This is a genomic window from Streptomyces parvulus (assembly GCF_014648855.1).
GTDB classification, from domain to species: Bacteria; Actinomycetota; Actinomycetes; order Streptomycetales; family Streptomycetaceae; genus Streptomyces; species Streptomyces parvulus.
Genome location: NZ_BMRX01000001.1, coordinates 164701 through 183788 on the forward strand (window position 1 = coordinate 164701; position 19088 = coordinate 183788).

The 19088-nt window shown below is 72.9% G+C and carries 20 protein-coding genes; 7 read left to right on the forward strand and 13 right to left on the reverse strand.

All coding sequences use genetic code 11. The features are described from left to right. Window positions 1-60: 60 nt before the first annotated feature. From IE108_RS00760 to IE108_RS00790, 7 genes are all read right to left on the reverse strand, one after another. Window positions 61-1128: an aspartate-semialdehyde dehydrogenase gene (locus IE108_RS00760; protein WP_064729025.1), complete on the reverse strand. Its 1068-nt coding sequence runs from the start codon at window positions 1126-1128 to the stop codon at window positions 61-63. Continuing rightward, window positions 1128-2405 (reverse strand): aspartate kinase, encoded by a 1278-nt coding sequence (locus IE108_RS00765; protein WP_064729024.1) that lies wholly within the window; start codon window positions 2403-2405, stop codon window positions 1128-1130. The genes IE108_RS00760 and IE108_RS00765 overlap by 1 nt, the downstream gene beginning before the upstream one ends. Before the next feature lie 242 nt (window positions 2406-2647). Continuing rightward, window positions 2648-2833, reverse strand: a complete 186-nt coding sequence (locus tag IE108_RS00770; RefSeq protein WP_064729023.1) for a DUF397 domain-containing protein — start codon at window positions 2831-2833, stop codon at window positions 2648-2650. Beyond that, window positions 2826-3641 carry a DUF5753 domain-containing protein gene (locus IE108_RS00775; protein WP_064729022.1) on the reverse strand — a complete coding sequence of 272 codons (816 nt, stop codon included), beginning with the start codon at window positions 3639-3641 and terminating at the stop codon, window positions 2826-2828. Before IE108_RS00775 ends, IE108_RS00770 begins: the two co-directional genes overlap by 8 nt. 79 nt (window positions 3642-3720) lie before the next feature. Continuing rightward, window positions 3721-4380, reverse strand: a complete 660-nt coding sequence (locus tag IE108_RS00780) for a DUF5063 domain-containing protein (protein WP_064729021.1) — start codon at window positions 4378-4380, stop codon at window positions 3721-3723. Beyond that, complete coding sequence (recR, locus tag IE108_RS00785) at window positions 4373-4972, reverse strand: recombination mediator RecR (RefSeq protein WP_064729020.1); 600 nt, start codon at window positions 4970-4972, stop codon at window positions 4373-4375. Before recR ends, IE108_RS00780 begins: the two co-directional genes overlap by 8 nt. A gap of 73 nt (window positions 4973-5045) precedes the next feature. Next, window positions 5046-5390 carry a YbaB/EbfC family nucleoid-associated protein gene (locus IE108_RS00790; RefSeq protein ID WP_079163602.1) on the reverse strand — a complete coding sequence of 115 codons (345 nt, stop codon included), beginning with the start codon at window positions 5388-5390 and terminating at the stop codon, window positions 5046-5048. 235 nt (window positions 5391-5625) lie between these two features. Between IE108_RS00790 and IE108_RS00795 the strand changes: the two genes are divergently transcribed. Next, window positions 5626-6390, forward strand: a complete 765-nt coding sequence (locus IE108_RS00795) for an SLATT domain-containing protein (RefSeq protein ID WP_064729018.1) — start codon at window positions 5626-5628, stop codon at window positions 6388-6390. 214 nt (window positions 6391-6604) lie between these two features. On the opposite strand, the gene IE108_RS00800 is transcribed toward IE108_RS00795, so the two are convergent. After that, window positions 6605-8341, reverse strand: a complete 1737-nt coding sequence (locus tag IE108_RS00800) for a serine/threonine-protein kinase (protein WP_064729017.1) — start codon at window positions 8339-8341, stop codon at window positions 6605-6607. Window positions 8342-8529: 188 nt separating this feature from the next. Between IE108_RS00800 and IE108_RS00805 the strand changes: the two genes are divergently transcribed. The 3 genes from IE108_RS00805 (at window position 8530) to IE108_RS00815 (ending at window position 11500) form a co-directional block, all read left to right on the forward strand. Continuing rightward, on the forward strand, window positions 8530-9885 hold the full coding sequence (locus tag IE108_RS00805) for an aspartate aminotransferase family protein (RefSeq protein WP_064729016.1): 1356 nt from the start codon (window positions 8530-8532) through the stop codon (window positions 9883-9885). 149 nt (window positions 9886-10034) lie between these two features. After that, window positions 10035-10736 (forward strand): GntR family transcriptional regulator, encoded by a 702-nt coding sequence (locus IE108_RS00810; RefSeq protein ID WP_064729015.1) that lies wholly within the window; start codon window positions 10035-10037, stop codon window positions 10734-10736. 113 nt (window positions 10737-10849) lie between these two features. Further along, window positions 10850-11500 (forward strand): putative DNA-mimic protein, encoded by a 651-nt coding sequence (locus tag IE108_RS00815; protein WP_064729014.1) that lies wholly within the window; start codon window positions 10850-10852, stop codon window positions 11498-11500. Here the strand turns inward: IE108_RS00815 and IE108_RS00820 are convergent. From IE108_RS00820 to IE108_RS00835, 4 genes are all read right to left on the reverse strand, one after another. Next, window positions 11493-12362: a sigma-70 family RNA polymerase sigma factor gene (locus IE108_RS00820; protein ID WP_189397567.1), complete on the reverse strand. Its 870-nt coding sequence runs from the start codon at window positions 12360-12362 to the stop codon at window positions 11493-11495. The genes IE108_RS00815 and IE108_RS00820 overlap by 8 nt on opposite strands. Window positions 12363-12497: 135 nt before the next feature. Beyond that, window positions 12498-12698, reverse strand: a complete 201-nt coding sequence (locus IE108_RS00825; RefSeq protein ID WP_064729012.1) for a hypothetical protein — start codon at window positions 12696-12698, stop codon at window positions 12498-12500. Window positions 12699-12756: 58 nt separating this feature from the next. Then, window positions 12757-13278: a DUF3515 family protein gene (locus IE108_RS00830; RefSeq protein WP_064729011.1), complete on the reverse strand. Its 522-nt coding sequence runs from the start codon at window positions 13276-13278 to the stop codon at window positions 12757-12759. A 74-nt stretch (window positions 13279-13352) separates the two neighbouring features. Further along, entirely contained in the window at window positions 13353-14636 is a 1284-nt protein-coding gene (locus IE108_RS00835; RefSeq protein WP_064729010.1) for an adenylosuccinate synthase, read from the reverse strand. A 185-nt stretch (window positions 14637-14821) separates the two neighbouring features. Between IE108_RS00835 and IE108_RS00840 the strand changes: the two genes are divergently transcribed. After that, the gene (locus IE108_RS00840; protein WP_064729009.1) at window positions 14822-15751 is read left to right on the forward strand and encodes a diacylglycerol kinase family protein; all 930 of its coding nucleotides are present in this window, start codon (window positions 14822-14824) and stop codon (window positions 15749-15751) included. Window positions 15752-15911: 160 nt separating this feature from the next. On the opposite strand, the gene IE108_RS00845 is transcribed toward IE108_RS00840, so the two are convergent. Then, window positions 15912-16418 carry a GbsR/MarR family transcriptional regulator gene (locus tag IE108_RS00845; RefSeq protein WP_189397553.1) on the reverse strand — a complete coding sequence of 169 codons (507 nt, stop codon included), beginning with the start codon at window positions 16416-16418 and terminating at the stop codon, window positions 15912-15914. Window positions 16419-16491: 73 nt separating this feature from the next. Here IE108_RS00845 and IE108_RS00850 point away from each other — a divergent pair, with 73 nt between their 5' ends. Together IE108_RS00850 and IE108_RS00855 are read left to right on the forward strand one after the other, a co-directional pair. Next, entirely contained in the window at window positions 16492-17406 is a 915-nt protein-coding gene (locus tag IE108_RS00850; protein ID WP_064729008.1) for an ABC transporter ATP-binding protein, read from the forward strand. Beyond that, window positions 17403-19010: an ABC transporter permease gene (locus IE108_RS00855; RefSeq protein ID WP_064729007.1), complete on the forward strand. Its 1608-nt coding sequence runs from the start codon at window positions 17403-17405 to the stop codon at window positions 19008-19010. Before IE108_RS00850 ends, IE108_RS00855 begins: the two co-directional genes overlap by 4 nt. The last annotated feature ends 78 nt before the right edge of the window (window positions 19011-19088 follow it).

A 19088-nucleotide genomic window follows, 5' to 3' on the forward strand; every position in this document is an offset into this window, starting at 1 on the left:
TCATGGATCCTACAAAGGAAATACACGTTGGCCAGGGGGTTTGGACCCTCTGATGGGGATTCAGGCGTACTCGGCAGCGACCAGCTCCGCGATCTGCGCGGTGTTCAGCGCGGCGCCCTTGCGCAGATTGTCCCCGCAGACGAAGAGTTCCAGCGCGGTCGGGTCGTCCAGCGCGCGCCGCACCCGGCCGACCCAGGTGGGGTCGGTGCCGACGACGTCGGCGGGGGTGGGGAACTCCCCCGCGGCCGGGTTGTCGAAGAGGACGACGCCGGGCGCGGTGGCCAGGATCTCGCGGGCCCGGTCGACCGTGACCTCGCCCTCGAACCGGGCGTGCACGGTGAGGGAGTGGGTGGTGACCACGGGGACCCGGACGCACGTCACCGCCACCGGGAGGTGCGGCAGTCCGAGGATCTTGCGGGACTCGTCCCGCACCTTCATCTCCTCGGACGACCAGCCGTCCTCGCGCGGCGATCCGGCCCACGGTACGACGTTCAGCGCGACCGGCTCCGGGAACGGCCCGGTGTCGTCGCCGACGGCCCGCCGCACGTCGCCGGGGTGCGTCCCCAGCTCGGTGCCGGCCACCAGGGACAGCTGGCGGCGCAGCGTGTCCACGCCGTCCCGGCCGGCCCCGCTCACCGCCTGGTAGGAGGAGACGACCAGCTCGCGCAGCCCGAACTCGGCGTGCAGCGCGCCCATCGCCACGATCATGGACAGCGTCGTGCAGTTGGGGTTGGCGACGATGCCGCGCGGCCGCATCCGTACCGCGTGCGGGTTGACCTCGGGCACGACGAGCGGCACGTCCGGGTCCATCCGGAACGCGCCGGAGTTGTCGACGACCACCACGCCCTTGGCGGCGGCGATCGGCGCCCACCGCGCGGAGACCTCGTCGGGCACGTCGAACATGGCGACGTCGACGCCGTCGAAGGCCTCCTCGGTGAGCGCCATGACCTCGACCTCCTCGCCGCGCACGGCCAGCTTGCGGCCGGCCGAGCGCGGCGAGGCGATCAGGCGGATCTCGCCCCAGACGTCCGCGTGCTGGGACAGGATCGTGAGCATGACCGTGCCGACGGCACCGGTGGCTCCCACGACGGCGAGCGTGGGCCGCCCGTCCCGTCCGGTGTGGGACATCAGCGGCCGGTGCCCCCGTAGACGACTGCCTCGTCGCTGTCGGAGTCGAGTCCGAAGGCGGAGTGCACGGCGCGCACGGCCTCGTTCACGTCGTCCTTGCGGGTGACGACCGAGATGCGGATCTCGGAGGTCGAGATCAGCTCGATGTTCACCCCGGCGTCGGAGAGCGCGGTGAAGAAGTCGGCGGTGACGCCCGGGTGGCTCTTCATGCCGGCGCCGACCAGGGAGATCTTGCCGATCTGGTCGTCGTAGCGCAGGGAGTCGAAGCCGATGCCGGCGCGGTTCTTCTCCAGCGCGTCGATGGCCTTGCGGCCCTCGGACTTCGGCAGGGTGAAGGAGATGTCCGTCAGGCCGGTGGAGGCGGCGGAGACGTTCTGCACGACCATGTCGATGTTGACCTGGGCGTCCGCGATCGCGCGGAAGATCGCGGCGGCCTCGCCCGGCTTGTCCGGCACGCCGACGACCGTGACCTTGGCCTCCGAGGTGTCGTGTGCGACTCCGGAGATGAGGGCCTGCTCCACCTGCTTTTCCCCTTGCTTGATCGGCTCGCTGCTGACCCACGTGCCCTGGAGTCCGCTGAAGCTGGACCGGACGTGGATCGGGATGTTGTACCGGCGGGCGTACTCCACACAGCGGTGGAGGAGCACCTTGGAACCGCTGGCGGCGAGCTCCAGCATGTCCTCGAAGGAGATCCAGTCGATCTTCTTCGCCTTCTTCACGACGCGCGGGTCGGCGGTGAACACGCCGTCGACGTCGGTGTAGATCTCGCAGACGTCCGCGTCGAGCGCGGCGGCGAGGGCGACGGCCGTGGTGTCGGACCCGCCGCGGCCCAGCGTGGTGATGTCCTTGCTGTCCTGGCTGACGCCCTGGAAGCCGGCCACGATGGCGACGTTGCCCTCGTCCACCGAGGTCTTGATGCGCCCCGGGGTGACGTCGATGATCCGGGCCTTGTTGTGGACCGAGTCGGTGATGACTCCGGCCTGGCTGCCGGTGAACGACTGGGCCTCGTGGCCCAGGTTTTTGATCGCCATGGCCAGCAGCGCCATGGAGATACGCTCTCCGGCGGTCAGCAGCATGTCGAGTTCGCGCCCGGCAGGGATCGGGGAAACCTGCTCGGCGAGATCGATCAGCTCGTCCGTCGTGTCGCCCATCGCGGAAACGACGGCGACCACCTGGTTGCCGTTCTTCTTCGCTTCCACGATCCGCTTGGCGACGCGCTTGATGCCCTCGGCATCGGCTACGGAGGAGCCTCCGTACTTCTGCACGACAAGGCCCACGTGCGCTCCTCGCTCAATCCGTCTCTTTCCGCACGTACGTATATGTACTGCGGTCGGCTCATTTTACCGAGCGTCCGGGTTTCGCCTCTGCGGTATCGCATGGTGAGACCCGGGTACTCGCTCAGGCTGGCTCATGCCCAACCGGAGACGGGTCACTCGGGAAAGTGCGGCGTGTCACACGTTCACAAGTATCTTTGGGTTCCGTAAAACCCGCACCCGGGACCCCTCGCGGGCCCAGTGGCTCAGGCTTCCGGCCGGACCGCGGTGACGAACGCCGACCAGGAGGCGGGCGAGACCTGGAGCTCCGGGCCGGGGTGGGTGGACTTGGAGTCGCGGATGTGGACGGGGTCGGCGAGGGCGATCTCGACGCACGCGCCGCCCTCGTTGTCGCTGTAGCTCGACTTGAACCACTTCAGCTGATCACTCACGCCGGGCCACCGTCCGCTCGATGAAGCGGGCCGTCTCGTCGGGGTCGAGAGCCCGCGTGCGGATCATGCTTAACCGCTCGGTGACGCGGCTGACAACACCCGGGTCGGCCGAAAGTTCGCTGGCGAACGCGCCCTCCATGAAGGCCAGTCGTTCGTGGTCCCGCCCCTCCACCAGCACCATCGGCCCCATGAGGGCATCGCTGAAGGCCTGTGCGAAGGGGAGCACCTGCAAGACGACGTTGCGCATACGGGAGGCCTCCAGCAGGCGCAGTAGCTGGGCCTCGTCCACCAACGGGCTGCGCAGCACGGCCTCGTAGATGACGAAGCTGAGCCCCACGGGCGGCTTTGGCCCGGTGAGGATCGCCTGCCGTTCCATCCGGGCCGTGACCCGCTCCGCCACGGTCTCCTCGTCCAGGGGCGGGATGCGGTTGTCGATCAGTGCTTGCGCGTAGGTCCGCGTCTGCAACAGGCCTGGGACGAGGGCGACCTCGTACCACCACAGGCTCGTCGCCTCCCGCTCCCGCTCGATGAAGTCGACCGCCCGCGCGGAGTACCGCTCCCGGCGGACGTACTCCTTCGCCGCGCTCAGCATGCCCTGGGCGCCGCAGAGTTCGTCCGCGATGTCGAGGAGGCGGGGTGAGGGCATCCGTACGCCGCGTTCCATGGACGAGATGGTCTCGGGGGCGTAGTTGGCGGCGGCCGCCAGGGCCTCGCGGCTGACGTTGGCGAGGGTGCGCCAGCGTCTGATCTGGTTGCCGCTGTAGCACCAGGCCGCGGGTGGCCGGGAGTTGTCGTTCGGTACCGGCACAGCGTCCACCTCCGGCAAGTCGTGGACTACCGAGGGTATAGACGACGGTGGCCGTGTGTGACCGGGACGGGTGAGCTCGTCACTTCACCGGACGCAGCCCCAGCGGGCCCGCGATCTCCTCCACCATGACCCGGCCGGCCTCGGTCTCCAGGGTGTCGTCGCCGAGGTCCTCGTCGGTGTCCAGGCCGTCGAGGGCGGCGAGGGGCTGGTTGAGGCGGACGTGGGCGACGATCGACTGGAGGGCGCGCAGGGTGGCGGAGGCGGTGGAGCCCCAGTTGGAGAAGTAGGAGAACTGCCACCACCACAGGGCCTCCGTGGTGCGGCCGGCCTTGTAGTGGACCATGCCGTGGCGGAGGTCGGTGATGACGTCGGTGAGGTCGTCCGAGATACGGGCCGGGACGGGGGCCTTGCGCGGCTCGTAGGGGTCGAAGACCTCGGAGTAGACGTCGACGGGGTCGAGGATGCGGGCCAGGTTCTCGCGGAGTTCGTCCACGTCCAGCTCCGGGCCCGGGTCGGGCTCGTAGCGCTCGTCGGGGACGATGTCCTCGTGGGCGCCCAGGCGGCCGCCGGCCAGCATGAGCTGGGAGACCTCCAGGAGGAGGAAGGGGACGGCCGAGTCCGGTTCGTCGCCCTTGGCCACTTCCGTGACCGCGACCAGGAAGCTTTCGATCTGGTCCGCGATCTGGACCGCGAAGTCGTCGGGGTTCTGGTTGGTCGCGTGCAGCGTGGCGTCAGACATCTAGGAGTCGTCTCCCCTCGAAGGCGCGGCCGAGGGTCACCTCGTCCGCGTATTCCAGGTCGCCGCCCACCGGGAGGCCGCTGGCCAGGCGGGTGACCTTGAGGCCCATGGGCTTGATCATGCGGGCGAGGTACGTGGCCGTGGCCTCGCCCTCCAGATTCGGGTCCGTGGCCAGGATCAGCTCCGTCACCGTGCCGTCGGCCAGGCGGGCCAGCAGCTCACGGATGCGGAGATCGTCGGGGCCGACCCCGTCGATCGGGCTGATCGCGCCGCCGAGCACGTGGTAGCGCCCGCGGAACTCACGGGTGCGCTCGATGGCGACGACGTCCTTGGGCTCCTCCACCACGCAGATGACGGCGGGGTCGCGCCGGGGGTCGCGGCAGATGTTGCACTGCTCCTCCTGCGCGACGTTCCCGCAGGTCGCGCAGAAGCGGACCTTGGCCTTCACTTCCATGAGGGCCTGGGCGAGCCGTCGTACGTCGGTCGGTTCCGCCTGGAGGACGTGGAAGGCGATCCGCTGCGCGCTCTTGGGACCGACGCCGGGCAGCCGCCCCAGCTCGTCGATGAGGTCCTGGACCACGCCTTCGTACAACGGACTGCCGTCCTTCCTGAGGTTCCTGCACTACGTACGGTAGATGGCTTCCGCCGGTCTGAGAAAGGCGAACTCAGAAAGGCAGACCGGGGATGCCGCTGCCGCCGCCCATGCCCTGGGCGAGGGGGCCCAGCTTCTCCTGCTGGAGGGTCTGCGCGTTCTCGTTGGCCGCCTGGACCGCGGCGACGACCAGGTCGGCGAGGGTCTCGGTGTCCTCGGGGTCCACCGCCTTCGGGTCGATCACGAGGCCGCGCAGCTCGCCGGAGCCGGTCACCGTCGCCTTCACCAGGCCGCCGCCCGCCTGGCCCTCGACCTCGGTCTGGGCCAGTTCCTCCTGGGCCCGGGCGAGGTCCTGCTGCATCTTCTGGGCCTGCTGGAGCAACTGCTGCATGTTGGGCTGGCCACCACCGGGGATCACGTTCAGCTCCTGTCGCTACGGCTCGTCGCGGTTTTTCCCGTTCGGCACGAGCCTACGTGGTCCGGGCGGCCCTCGCCCCAGCACTCTTTCGAGTGATGTCGCCCGAGTCCTATACCTGATCAAGGCCCACGTACGGGCGGAAAGGCGGCGGAAGCCACGGTTTCGCCACCCATTGGGCGGTAGGAAGGGTTCCGCGCATCAGCGGACGGTGAGCAGTAGCAGTAGGGAGTGCGGGGTGGGTCAGCCGGAGAGGCAGCCCGAGGGGCCGCCGCAGGACGGGCGGGGCGGACAGGGGGCGGCCGGACCGTGGCCGGGCGACCTGGCCGGGCGGGCGTTTCCGCTCGGTGACTGGGCGCTGCCAGCCGACCGGCTGGACGAGCTGTACCGGTGGGTGGAGCGGGGTGCGCTGGACACGGCCGCCTGGTATCTGGCGGACCGGGTGTGGAAGCGGCGGGGCGCGGTGCTGCTGCGGTGCGGGGCGGCGGTGGGGGCGGTCGCTGGGGCGGCGCTGCCGCTGCTCGACATGTCCGGGGTGGTGGGAGGGGTCGCTCCCTGGGGGTATCTGGCGCTGCTGTTCGCGGTGGCGTGCGTGGCCGGGGACCGGTACTTCGGGGTGACGTCCGGGTGGATGCGGGACGTGGCGACGGCGCAGGCGGTGCAGCGGCGGCTCCAGATGCTCCAGTTCGACTGGGCGTCGGAGAGCGTGCGGGAGGTGCTGGGGCCGGCGGACGGGACGGCGAGCGAGGCGGCGGAGCGGTGTCTGCTGGTGCTGCGGCGGTTCTCGGAGGACGTGACGGAGCTGGTGCGGGCGGAGACGGCGGACTGGATGGTGGACTTCCGGTCCGGGGCGGCGCCGCTGGGGTTGCAGTCCGGGGCGGGGGGCTGGGCGGGCGGTTCGCGGTCCTCGGAGGCGGGGGTGGTGGGGCCGGGGCGGTTCTCGGCGCCGGCGAACGGGGCTCGGCCGAACATGCCTCGGCAGCGGCCGCCGGAGCCGCGGTGACGTGTCCCTGGGGATGCGGTGAGGTCGGGTGCGGTGAGGTCGGGTGCGGTGAGGTCGGCTGATCGGTGACCCGCGTTGCGGTGGGCCGGGGGTGGGTGTCGTGGCCCGGCGTTGCGGGGTGCCGCTGCGCCCACCCGTGCCGCCCCAGCGGCACGACTGCCCGCAGCTACGGGGGGGTGTGGCTGGTCGGTACGACCGCCGCAGACTGGTGGGGCTACTGGCGGGTGTACGTCAGGGTTTCGCCCGTGGTTGGGTTCGTGCGTTCCAGGGTGTTGTTCGGGAGCAGGGTGAGTTGGGTGGGGGCGCCGGGGGTGCAGGTGGTGGAGGGGCCCGTCGTCACCGTGGAGGGGCCCAGCGTCACCGGGCCCTCGGAGGCCGGGGTGTCGGTGAGGGCGGCCTCGAAGACGCAGTGATAGGTGCCGTTGCCCGCGGGGCCGTCGGCGGTGAGGGACAGGACCGTGTCGCCGACCTCGCCCTGCCGGACGCTCAGCGTGCGGGTGTGGGTCCCCGACGCGTTGTCGATCGTGGTGGCCCAGGTGCCGAGGTAGCCCGCCGGGATCGGGCCGTCGCCGGCCGGCTGGACCGAGCCGTCCGTGCCCCGGGACGCGGAGACCGTCGGCGTCGGTGAGGGTCCGCCGTCGGCCCGGCCGTCGTCGCCGCCCCCGCTCATCAGGGCGTAGACCGAGCCGCCCGCGCCGAGCGCGACCACGAGGGCCACGACGATCAGCAGCGCGGTGGAGCGGCGGCTGCGGGGCGGGGCGTACGGCTGCGCGTACGGCGGGGGCCCGTAGGGCGGGGTCGGGCCGGCGCCGTACGGGTGCGGGTGGTGGCCGGGCGGCGGCGGGGCGTTCCAGGCGGGAGCGGCGTACCCGTGGTCCGGCGGGGGTGTGGGGGGCGGGGTCTGGCCCGCGACCAGGGTCGGCAGGTGGTTCAGCGGAGCGGTCCCTCCCCCGCCGCCGCTGCCCGGCTCGCGCGGCGGCGGAGGCCCCGCCACCGCGGTCCGCGGGGCCGGACCGGTGCCGCCCGGCGACTCCGGGTTCTCCGTGTCCAGGAGCCGTACGGCGTGCCTGCCGAGCTGGGCGACCAGGGCGCCGGGCAGCCACGGGTCCCGGGAGCGGCCGTCGCCGACGGTGTCCTGCGCGCCGGTGCGCTCCAGGACCTCGGCGAGGCCGGGGCGCGCGGCGGGGTCCTTGCGCAGGCAGTCGCGCACCAGGTCGGCGATGCCCTCGGGCAGGGCGTCCAGGTCGGGCTCCTCCTGCGCGATGCGGAACATCAGCGCGTGCACGCCGCTGTCGGCGGTGCCGAAGGGCAGCTCGCCGGTGGCGGCGTAGGCGAGGACGGAACCGAGGCAGAAGACGTCGCAGGCGGGGGTGATCCGGTCGCCGCGGACCTGCTCCGGCGCCATGAAACCGGGCGAGCCGACGAGCGCCCCGGTGCGGGTGAGCCCGCCGTCGGTGACCGTCTGGAGGGCCCGCGCGATGCCGAAGTCGATGACGCGGGGCCCGTCGATGGTGACGAGCACGTTGGACGGCTTGAGGTCGCGGTGGACGATCCCGGCGGCGTGGATGTCCTGGAGGGCGTGCGCCAGACCGGCGCCCAGGATGCGGACCGACCGCTCGGGCAGCGCCCCGTGGTCGTGGCCGACGACCTGCTGGAGGCTGGGGCCGGCGACGTACCCGGTGGCGACCCACGGCACGGGGGCCTCGGTGTCGGCGTCCAGCACGGGCGCGGTCCACAGACCGCCGACCCGGCGCGCGGCGCCGACCTCCTGCCGGAAGCGCTCCCGGAACTCCTCCAGCGCGGCCAGCTCCTCGCGGACCAGCTTCACGGCGACCGTGCGCCCGCGGTCCGAGCGGGCCAGGTAGACGCGGCCCATGCCCCCCGCGCCCAGCCGCGCCAGCAGCCGGTACGCCCCGATCCTCCGCGGGTCCCCGTCCCCCAGCTCCTGCATGCCGCCGCCTTCCCCCGAACGTGCGCAACGGACCGAGGATAGTGCGGGCACGCACCCGCGCGCGGGGGTCTTGCCGGGGACGGGTACGCGCTCGTCGACGAGCTGTCGACAACCTGTCGTGGAAAGCCGCGGACCGCAGACAGGACGCCGATTCCGTTTCCGCATCGCGGACATCTACCCTCGGCCGCATGACTCCCGAGCCCCACCTCCAGGCCGGCGCCGCCGTGAAGGCCGCGGACCGCGCGCACGTCTTCCACTCCTGGTCCGCCCAGGAGCTCATCGATCCGCTCGCCGTCGCCGGCGCCGAGGGGTCGTACTTCTGGGACTACGAGGGCAAGCGCTACCTCGACCTCGCCAGCGGCCTCGTCTACACCAACATCGGCTACCAGCACCCCAAGGTGGTCGCCGCGATCCAGGAGCAGGCGGCGCGGATGACGACGTTCGCGCCCGCGTTCGCCGTCGAGGCGCGCTCGGAGGCGGCCCGGCTGATCGCCGAGCGGACGCCCGGCGACCTGGACAAGATCTTCTTCACCAACGGCGGCGCCGACGCCGTGGAGCACGCCGTGCGCATGGCCCGGCTGCACACCGGCCGGCCGAAGGTGCTGTCGACGTACCGCTCGTACCACGGCGGCACCCAGCAGGCGGTCAACCTCACCGGCGACCCGCGCCGCTGGGCCTCCGACAGCGGCACCGCCGGTGTCGTGCACTTCTGGGGGCCCTTCCTGTACCGCTCGCGCTTCTACGCCGAGACGGAGGAGCAGGAGTGCGCGCGGGCGCTGGAGCACCTGGAGACGACGATCGCCTTCGAGGGCCCGGCGTCCGTCGCCGCGATCGTGCTGGAGACGGTCCCGGGCACGGCCGGGATCATGATGCCGCCGGCCGGTTACCTCGCCGGGGTCCGGGAGATCTGCGACAAGTACGGGATCGTCTTCGTGCTCGACGAGGTCATGGCGGGCTTCGGGCGCACCGGCACCTGGTTCGCGGCCGACCTGTACGACGTCGTGCCCGACCTGATGACCTTCGCCAAGGGCGTGAACTCGGGCTACGTGCCGCTGGGCGGCGTCGCCATCTCCGCGAAGATCGCCGAGACCTTCGCCGAGCGGCCCTACCCGGGCGGTCTGACCTACTCCGGGCACCCGCTGGCCTGCGCGGCGGCCGTCGCCACCATCAACGTGATGGCCGAGGAGGGCATCGTCGAGCACGCGGCGCGCCTCGGCGCCGAGGTCGTCGAGCCGGCCCTGCGGGAGCTGGCCGAGCGGCACCCGAGCGTGGGCGAGGTGCGCGGCACCGGCATGTTCTGGGCGCTGGAGCTGGTGAAGAACCGGCAGACCCGGGAGCCGCTGGTGCCCTACAACGCGACCGGGCAGGCGGCCACCCCGATGTCGGCGTTCGCCGCGTCCGCCAAGTCCCACGGCGTGTGGCCCTTCGTGAACATGAACCGCACGCACGTGGTGCCGCCGTGCAACATCTCGGAGGCCGAGCTGAAGGAGGGCCTGGCGGTCCTCGACACGGCACTGTCCGTGGCGGACGAGTACACCGAGTAGTACCCGGGGGCCGGGCCGGAAGGTCCCTGCCCGCAAGCGGGCAGGAGGGGGCGCCGGCGCGTAAGGTGGCGTGCTCGTACACCGTAGACATGTGTGCGAGCCCGCCCCCGGCCCGCACGCCCCCGCCCGTGACGAGGAGACGCCCGCCCATGCCCGGCCCCAGCGGCACCGGTGCCGTCACGCGCAGCACCCTGCGGCAGCAGATCGCCGACGCGCTCCGCGACGAGGTGCTGGCCGGGCGGCTCCAGCCGGGGCAGGAGTTCACCGTCAAGGAGATCGCCGAGCAGTACGGCGTGTCCGCGACGCCCGTGCGCGAGGCCCTGGTCGACCTGTCCGCGCAGGGACTGCTGGACGCCGACCACCACCGGGGCTTCCGGGTCCACGAGTACTCGGTGGACGACTTCCGCGGCATGATCGAGGCCCGCAGCCTCGTGACCGACGGGATGTTCCTGGCCCTGGCCGGGGAACCGGGGGGCGGCCCCGACCCGGACGACCCGCGGGTCTCCGCCGCCCTCGCCGGGGTGCGGCGCCGCGGCGAGGAGGCCCAGCGCGCCGCCGCGGCCGGGGACCTGACCGTCCTCATCGGCTACGACCTGCGGTTCTGGCGCGAGCTGGCCGTCCTGTTCGGCAATCCGTACCTCTCCGACTTCCTGCACCGGCTGCGCGTGCAGTCCTGGGTGTGCACCGTGCAGCACCTGCGCCGGCTCAGCGAGCTGCGCGGCGCCCTGTGGTCGGGGCACACCGAGCTGGTCGACGCGCTCGCCCGCCGCGACGTACCGGGCGCGCGGGCGCTGGTGCACGCCTACAACGCCCACTCGCTCGCCCTCATCGAGCGGCTCACGGGGCGATGACCATCGCCCGGCGTGTCGTGGTCGGGGCTCAGGTGGGTATGGGACCTGCACGCGACACGCACCGACTACGCTTCCCTGACCGCTGACCGCCGTGCTGTGTGAGGAGCCCTCTTTTGGCCTGTGACCTGTGGCTGGTACCGCTCGTCGACGTCTTGTGCCACACGCCGGACAACCCGTTCGCCGAAGAACTCGCGCAATACGACAAGGTGCTCGCCGAGGCCGGGCTGCCGCCGGTGCCGGTGTACCAGTACATGCCGGGGCTCACCGGCGAGGTCGGGCCGGTGGCCGGGTTCGACTACGACGCGCTGCACTTCCTGCGCCGGGCACACCTGCTCCAGGTGTGCGGACTGCCGGTGACGCCGGTGGACGAACTCGGCGGCGACTACGAGCAGTTGCTGGAGATGTTCGAGTCGACGGCCCAGCAGTCGCACCTGGTCTGGCACTACGACCACGCCGGCGCCTACGTCCCGGTCGACTTCCCGCACCCCCTCGCCAACGACGAACTCCTCGCCGGTGGCGGGCCGTTGGGCTCCTCGCACGGCCTGCTGCGGGAGCTGGAGTCCGTCGGCCCGGCCCTCGGCATCGACCCCGCCAACCCGCCGGCGCCCCCGCAGCCGCCGCCCGCGCCCACCGAGCTGGAAGAGCCGGCCGGGCCCGCGCCCTACGACTCCAGCCCCTTCGCCCGCGAGCGGCACGTGTGGCTGGGCCTGCACGCGGCGGCCACGCGGAGCCTGGCGCAGGGGTCGATGATCGTCTTCAGCTGACCCCGGCCCCCGTGAGGTCCAGGGCGGCCAGCCGCTCCGGCTCCGCGGCCACGTCGATGCCGGTGATGAGGCCGTCGCCGCCGAAGGTGAAGCGGAGCACCACGCCGAGCCTGCCGTGCGCGGCGGTGGCGATGCCGGGCACACCGTCGACGAGGACGACGGCGGCGGACCGCGCCCGTGCCATGGAGGCCATCGCGCCCCGGGCCACCGGTTCCCGGCCGGACATGACCACGGGCTCGGGCGTGGGAACGACCGCCGCGTCGGCGCGCAGCACGACGTCCGGGTGGAGCAGGGAGACCAGCGCGTCGAAGTCGCCGCCCCGGGTGGCCGCGAGGTAGGCGTCGACGGCGCGACGCCGGCGCGGGGTGTCGGCCTCGGGCGCGGGGACCCCGCGGACCCGGCGGCGGGCCCGGCTCGCCAGCTGGCGGGTGGCCGCGGGCGTCTTGCCGAGCAGGGCGGCGATGTCGTCGAAGGGCACGTCGAACATGTCGTGCAGCACGAACGCGAGACGCTCGGCGGGGCCGAGGGTGTCCAGGACGATCAGCAGGGCGATCCCCACGGAGTCGGCGAGCTGCGCCTCCTCCTCCGGGTCGGCGGAGCCGCCGCCGCCCGGCCGAGGGACGGGGGCCGCGTCGTCCAGCGGGTCCTCGCGGCGGCCGGCGCGGGCGCGGAGCATGTTGAGGCAGACCCGGGCGACGACCGTGGTGAGCCATCCGGACGGGTTCGCGACGTCGGAGGTGTCCGCGCGGTCGGCCCGCAGCCAGGCGTCCTGGAGGGCGTCGTCGGCCTCGCTCAGCGAACCGAGGATGCGGTACGCGACCGCCCGCAGCCGGGGCCGGTCCCGCTCGAACCGCAGGACCATGTCGTCGGATCGTCCAGGCACCGTACGGTTTCCTCCCCGTCCCCCGCGCCCCTCACGGGCGCTTGCCCCGGCTCCGCGCCTCGCGGGCGGGGCACCCCAGTGAACCACCCCGGTGGGCGGGCGTCCCCGGCGGTCTCACCGCACCAGGGTGATCCCCGGCGGCCAGAGCACCCCGTCGGCCAGCAGCAGCGAGGGTCCCAGGTGTACGGGGCACACGCGCAGCGGCGTGCGCAGGTGCCGGGCGACCTCGAAGCGGGCCGGGTCGCCGCACTCGCCGGGCCCGGCCCCGCCGCCGTACGGGCCCTGGCAGGAAGCGGCGCTGTAACGGTCGGTCATGCCCCGATCCGACACCAGGCGGCCCGGGGGCGCCCGGTGGAGGGGGCCGAACGAAGGGTCACAGGACGTCGGCGTCGTCCAGGCCGATGCACTTGCGCTCCTGCGGGAGCCACCGCACGGCCGGGTTCAGTTCGGTGAGGATGCCGCCCACGTCCTCGCGCGGCCCGCGGTAGGTGAACTCGACGGCCGGCGAGCGCCCGTAGGTCCGCAGGACGCTCACCCCGTCGCGCTTGAGCCGCTGCTCGTCCAGCACCCAGTCCACGCCCTCGGCCGTGACGCAGAGGTTGACGTTGGGCTGGAGCTCCTCGGCGCCGCAGCGGAAGACCGCCTTCTGGCCGCCCCAGGAGGCGACGCCGTCCCCGAGGGCCCAGTCGCGCGAGGCGCCGGGTATGCCGTCCGGGAGGCGGGAGACCACCTCGTCGCACTTGGCGTCACCGGCGTGCGGGGCGGCGGAGACGCGGTGGCCGTCGACGTAGAACAGCGCGCCGGCCACCGCGGCGACGGCCACGGTCAGCCAGATCCACGTCCGGGCGGCGGGCCTTCGGCGCAGGGCGACGGGGAGGGGGTTGCCGATCCGCATGTTCCACTCGCTCCGTCGCCGTACGTTCGTCGTCCTACGCCGCCGCCCGCCGCCTCGCGGCGGGCCGCAGCCACCTACAGGAACGAGTTGATCTCGATCGTCTCGTCCCGGCCCGGGCCCACGCCGATCGCGGAGATCGGGGCGCCGGACATCTCCTCCAGCGCCTTGACGTAGTTCTGGGCGTTCTTCGGCAGGTCGGAGAAGGACTTCGCCTTGGTGATGTCCTCGCTCCAGCCCGGCAGCGTCTCGTAGACCGGCTTCGCGTGGTGGAAGTCGGACTGCGAGTACGGCAGCTCCTCGACGCGCTTGCCGTCGATCTCGTACGCCACGCAGACCGGGATCCGCTCCCAGCCGGTGAGGACGTCGAGCTTCGTCAGGAAGAAGTCGGTGAGGCCGTTGACGCGGGTCGCGTAGCGGGCGATCACCGCGTCGAACCAGCCGCAGCGCCGGTCGCGGCCGGTGGTGACACCGCGCTCCCCGCCGATGCGGCGCAGGGCCTCGCCGTCCTCGTCGAACAGCTCGGTCGGGAAGGGGCCGGCGCCGACGCGGGTCGTGTACGCCTTGAGGATGCCGATGACCCGGCTGATCTTCGTCGGGCCCACGCCGGCGCCGGTGCAGGCACCGCCGGCGGTCGGGTTCGACGAGGTGACGAAGGGGTACGTGCCGTGGTCGATGTCCAGCAGCGTGCCCTGGCCGCCCTCGAAGAGGACCACCTTGTCGTCGTCGAGGGCCTGGTTCAGGAGCAGGACGGTGTCGGCGACGTACGGGGCGAGCTTGTCCGCGTAGGCCAGCAGCTCCTCGACCACCTGGTCGACGGCGATCGCGCGCCGGTTGTAGAGCTTGGTGAGCATCTGGTTCTTGACGTCGAGCGCCGCCTCGACCTTCTGGGTGAGGATCGACTCGTCGTAGAGGTCCTGGACGCGGATGCCGACGCGGTTGATCTTGTCGGCGTAGGTCGGGCCGATGCCGCGGCCGGTGGTGCCGATCTTGCGCTTGCCGAGGAAGCGTTCCGTCACCTTGTCGACGGTCACGTTGTACGGCGTGATGATGTGCGCGTTTCCGCTGATCAGGAGCTTGGACGTGTCGACGCCGCGCTCGTTCAGCCCGCTCAGCTCGGAGAACAGGACCGACGGGTCGACGACGACGCCGTTACCGATGACCGGCGTACAGCCGGGAGACAGGATTCCGGAAGGGAGCAGGTGGAGGGCGTACTTCTGATCGCCCACGACTACCGTGTGGCCGGCGTTGTTGCCGCCCTGGTAGCGCACCACATAGTCGACGGAACCACCGAGCAGGTCCGTCGCCTTTCCCTTGCCTTCGTCACCCCACTGAGCACCGAGCAGCACAAGTGCGGGCACGCGCGTACACCCCTTCCGGGCGGGGCATGTCCATGGTCGAGGGCGTACGCGGCGATTTTGAGCCGCGCACACCGCGACCGTCGTTGGCCGCCAACCGTCGGACCGGATGCCCCGGAATAGACGAAGCCCCTGGCGCAATAGCGCAAGGGGCTCTTGCACAAAGATGCTACCCGAGGAAGCGAGGCATGGCCGAGGTGGCGACTTCCGCGAGCTCTTCCGCGAACTCTTCCGCTAGGTCCGACCAGCTTCTGGTGGTCGTCGACCCGGTCGCCCGGCGGACCGACGGGGAGTCCGTCCGGATCGCGAAAGACGTGCTCAGCGCGGGTGCGGCCGGTACGAAGGTGTGCCTGCCGGACGACCCGGAGGAGTTCGCGCGGGCGCTCGGGCGGCGCGGATCGCGGCGGCCCGTGGTGGTCGGCGACGACCGCGCGCTGCTGCGGGCCGTGGGTCTGCTGCACCGGCGGCGGGAGCTGGCGGGGTGCGCGCTGTCGGTGGTGCCGGTGGGTCCGGTGCTCGGGCTCGCCCGGTCCCTGGGGCTGCCGACCGGGGCGGTGGCGGCGGCACGGGCGGTGCTGGACGGGGCGGAGCGGCGCATGGACCTGCTCGTCGACGACAGCGACGGGGTGGTGCTGGGGGCGGTGGGGATTCCGTCGGTCGCCTCCGAGGGGCCCCGGGGAGCCGGGGACGACCTGGTGCGCGGGGAGTCCGGGGCGGGCCGTCCCTGGCTGCGGACCTGCCAGTCGCTGGTGCGGACCCTGGCGTCCTCGCGCTCGGGGCGGGTGACGGTGGCGCCGGGGGCGGGCGGGGTGCCGCCGGCCCGGCTGCGGGTGGAGATCGACGGGGCGACGCTGGTGGACCTCGATCAGCCGGTCGAGGCGGTGTCGCTGATACCGGGGCCCGCGGGGATGGCCGTGGTGGAGGTGCGGCCGGTGTCCGCCGGGGCGGAGCCGGGGTCGCGGGCGGTGCCGCTGACGGGGAGCGGGCGGGCGGTGACGGTGTCGGGGGCGGACTTCCGCTATCGGGCGGACGCGGTGGTGTCGGGGCCGGTGCGGACGCGGACGTGGACGGTGCGGGAGGGGGCGTGGGGGTTGATGCTGCCGGTGGGGGCGGTGTAGGCGCCTCGGCTTCGCCCTCGGCGGTCGTGTTCCCACCCGCACCACCCGTGCGGCATTCGTCGTCGGGTGCGGGTGGCCCCGGTGGGGTGTGCTCGCCGTCGGCGGGTGCGGGTGATCGGTGGGGGGACATCGCCCTCGGCGGGTGCCGGTTCGGGGCTGGTCAGGGGGACCCGAAGACCTTCTCCCGGTGCACCCGCCAGCGTTCCATCATCGCGGTGATCTCGCCGTCCACGAACTCGAAGAACGCCAGCGTCTCCGACATGCGCCGGCCCGCCGGGGTGTCCGCGCCGAGGCTCGCGACGCCCTCGCGCAGGGCGCTCTCCCAGCGCTTGAGGATGGCCTCGCGGTTGGTGAGGGCCTCGTACCACTGGTTGCTGTGCACCCGGTACCGCTCCCGCCGCGAGCCGGGTTCACGCTCGCGGGAGACCATGTGCTGCTGGGAGAGGTAGCGCACCGCGCCGGAGACCGCGGCCGGGCTGACCTGGAGGCACTCGCCGAGTTCCGCCGAGGTCAGGGAGCCCGAGTCGGAGGAGAGCAGCGCGGCGAAGACCCGGGCCGGCATCCGCTGCATACCCGCCTCGACGAGCTGCGCCGCGAAGCCCTCGACGAACTTCGACACCGACTCGGGGTCGCGCCCCGCGCCCCCCGCCTCCGCTGCTTCGCTCATCCCTCGATCATCCCCCACTTCCTGACGTTTTCTTAACTTCACAAATTTGTGAAATCAATGTACTTTCCGAATCATGACGAAGGCAATCAGCGTCTCCGGGCTCCACAAGTCGTTCGGACGGACGCACGCGCTGGACGGCCTCGACCTGGAGGTCGAGGTGGGCGAGGTGCACGGCTTCCTCGGCCCCAACGGCGCCGGCAAGTCCACCACCATCCGCGTCCTGCTCGGCCTGCTGCGCGGCGACTCCGGCGCGGCCCAGGTACTCGGCCGCGACCCGTGGAAGGACGCCGTCGAGGCGCACCGCCGGATCGCCTACGTCCCCGGCGACGTCTCCCTGTGGCGCAACCTCTCCGGCGGCGAGGTCATCGACCTCTACGGCCGGCTGCGCGGGGGGCTGGACCGGGCGCGGCGGGCCGAACTGGTCGAGCTCTTCGAACTCGACCCGACCAAGAAGGGCCGCACCTACTCCAAGGGCAACCGGCAGAAGGTCGCCCTCGTCGCCGCCTTCGCCTCCGACGTCGACCTGCTGATCCTCGACGAACCCACCTCCGGACTCGACCCCCTGATGGAGGAGGTCTTCCAGCGGTGCGTGGCCGAGGAGCGCGAGCGCGGCCGGACCGTGCTGCTCTCCTCCCACATCCTCAGCGAGGTCGAGGAGCTGTGCGACCGCGTCAGCATCATCCGCGGGGGCCGGACCGTCGAGAGCGGCTCGCTCGCCGACCTGCGCCACCTGACCCGCACCAGCGTCAGCGCCGAACTCGCCGGTGCCCCGGGCCGACTGGCGGACCTGCCCGGCGTGCACGGCCTCGACGTGCGGGGCCACCGGGTCCGGCTCCAGGTCGACACCGAAGGACTGGACGCCGTACTGCGGTCGCTGAGCGCGTCGGGCGTGCGGTCGCTGACGACGACGCCGCCCACACTGGAGGAGCTGTTCCTGCGGCACTACCAGGCCGGGGGCGCCCCCGCCGAGGAGGTGGCGGCGCGATGACCGCCACGGTCGCCGCCGGAGCACGGCCGGGCACCTCGCGCCCGCTGGCCGGCACCGGCATCCTGCTGCGCTTCGCGCTGCGCCGGGACCGGGTGATGATCCCGGTCTGGGTCGCGGTGAACGCCCTGATGGTCCTCTCCATGCCCGGCACCCTGGAGGGCCTCTACGGCACCGCCGCCGAACGCGCCGGCCTGGTGCGGCAGATGGAGACCAACTCCTCGCTGCGCGCCATGGTCGGCCCCCTCTTCGACGACGGCCTGGGCGCGCTCACCGCCTGGCGCGTCGGCGTCTACGCCGCCGCCCTCGCCGCCGTGACCAGCCTCCTCGTCGTCGTGCGGCACACCCGCGACGAGGAGGAGAGCGGCCGGCAGGAGGTCGTCGCCTCCGGCATGGTGGGGCGCCGCGCGTCCCTGACGGCGGCCCTGCTCGCGGCGGGCGCCGCGAACGCCGCCCTGGCGCTGGTCGTGACGGCCGGACTCGCCGGACTGGGGGCGGCCGGAGCCGTGGCCTTCGGGCTGGGCGTCGCGGGTGTCGGGATGCTCTTCGCGACCATGGCGGCGATCGCCGCCCAGCTGACCGAGAGCGCCCGGCTGGCCCGGGGCCTGACGGCCGGGGTGCTGGGCGGGGCCTTCGTCCTGCGCGCCGCGGGGGACTCGGCGACGGCCGACGGTTCGTCGGTGCTGACCTGGCTGTCGCCGCTCGGCTGGCTGGAGAACCTGCGGCCCTTCGCGGGCGAGCGGTGGTGGGTGCTGGGCCTGCTCGCGGGCGCGGCGGTGGCGCAGGGCGCGGTCGCCTTCCTGCTCGCCGGGCGCCGGGACCTCGGCATGAGCTTCCTGCCGACCCGGCCGGGACCGGCCGCCGGGCGGCTGGCGACGGCCGGTGCGCTGGCCTGGCGGCTGCAGCGGGGCGCCGTCGCCGGCTGGAGCGCCGGTTTCCTCCTCGCCGGTCTCGTCTACGGCGGGATGACGGAGGGCGCGGCCGATCTGGTCGGGGACAACGAGCAGGCCCGCGGGATCATCGAGCGGATGGGCGGGCAGGCCGCGATCAGCGACGCGTTCGTGTCGGCGATGATCGGCATGCTCGGCCTGGTCGCGGCGCTCCACGTGGTCTCGTCGGTACTGCGGCTCAGCGGCGAGGAGACGTCCGGACGGGCCGAGCCGGTGCTCGCGGGGGCCGTGGGGCGGCTGCGGTGGGCCGCCGGGCATCTCGTCGTGGCCTTCGGCGGGGCGGCGCTCGTCATGCTGCTCGCCGGGGCGGGTTTCGCGGCCGGCCACGGGCGGGACGCCGGGGCGATCCTCGGCGCGTGCCTGGTGCAGGTGCCCGCGGTGTGGGTGGTCGGCGGGGTGGCGGTGCTGCTGCACGGCCTGCTGCCGCGGGCCGCGGCCGCCGCCTGGGCCGTCGCGGGCGCGGTGCTGCTGCTCGGCTGGGTCGGACCCGCGCTGGACGTGCCGCAGGCGGTGCTGGACGTCTCCCCCTTCGGGCACCTGCCGAAGCTGCCGGGCGGGGAGATGCGCTGGCCCCCGGTGCTGGTGCTGCTGCTGATCGCGGGGGTGCTGGTGGCGGTGGGCCTGGCGGGGCTGCGGCGGCGCGACATGAGTACGTGACCCGTGGCGGCGAACCGGAGGGAGGGCCACCGGCGTCCTGACCGGCATGAGGCGAGACGCGGTGACGTGTGGCGGGTG

Excerpts from the sequence above, each read along its gene's own strand:
- IE108_RS00830 (WP_064729011.1), bottom strand. The coding sequence starts at position 13,278 with ATGCGGATCGGCAACCCCCTCCCCGTCGCCCTGCGCCGAAGGCCCGCC.
- IE108_RS00810 (WP_064729015.1), top strand. The coding sequence starts at position 10,035 with ATGCCCGGCCCCAGCGGCACCGGTGCCGTCACGCGCAGCACCCTGCGG.
- IE108_RS00820 (WP_189397567.1), bottom strand. The coding sequence starts at position 12,362 with ATGGTCCTGCGGTTCGAGCGGGACCGGCCCCGGCTGCGGGCGGTCGCG.
- IE108_RS00840 (WP_064729009.1), top strand. The coding sequence starts at position 14,822 with ATGGCCGAGGTGGCGACTTCCGCGAGCTCTTCCGCGAACTCTTCCGCT.
- IE108_RS00800 (WP_064729017.1), bottom strand. The coding sequence starts at position 8,341 with ATGCAGGAGCTGGGGGACGGGGACCCGCGGAGGATCGGGGCGTACCGG.
- IE108_RS00825 (WP_064729012.1), bottom strand. The coding sequence starts at position 12,698 with ATGACCGACCGTTACAGCGCCGCTTCCTGCCAGGGCCCGTACGGCGGC.
- IE108_RS00845 (WP_189397553.1), bottom strand. The coding sequence starts at position 16,418 with ATGAGCGAAGCAGCGGAGGCGGGGGGCGCGGGGCGCGACCCCGAGTCG.
- IE108_RS00855 (WP_064729007.1), top strand. The coding sequence starts at position 17,403 with ATGACCGCCACGGTCGCCGCCGGAGCACGGCCGGGCACCTCGCGCCCG.
- IE108_RS00850 (WP_064729008.1), top strand. The coding sequence starts at position 16,492 with ATGACGAAGGCAATCAGCGTCTCCGGGCTCCACAAGTCGTTCGGACGG.
- IE108_RS00805 (WP_064729016.1), top strand. The coding sequence starts at position 8,530 with ATGACTCCCGAGCCCCACCTCCAGGCCGGCGCCGCCGTGAAGGCCGCG.
- IE108_RS00780 (WP_064729021.1), bottom strand. The coding sequence starts at position 4,380 with ATGTCTGACGCCACGCTGCACGCGACCAACCAGAACCCCGACGACTTC.
- IE108_RS00760 (WP_064729025.1), bottom strand. The coding sequence starts at position 1,128 with ATGTCCCACACCGGACGGGACGGGCGGCCCACGCTCGCCGTCGTGGGA.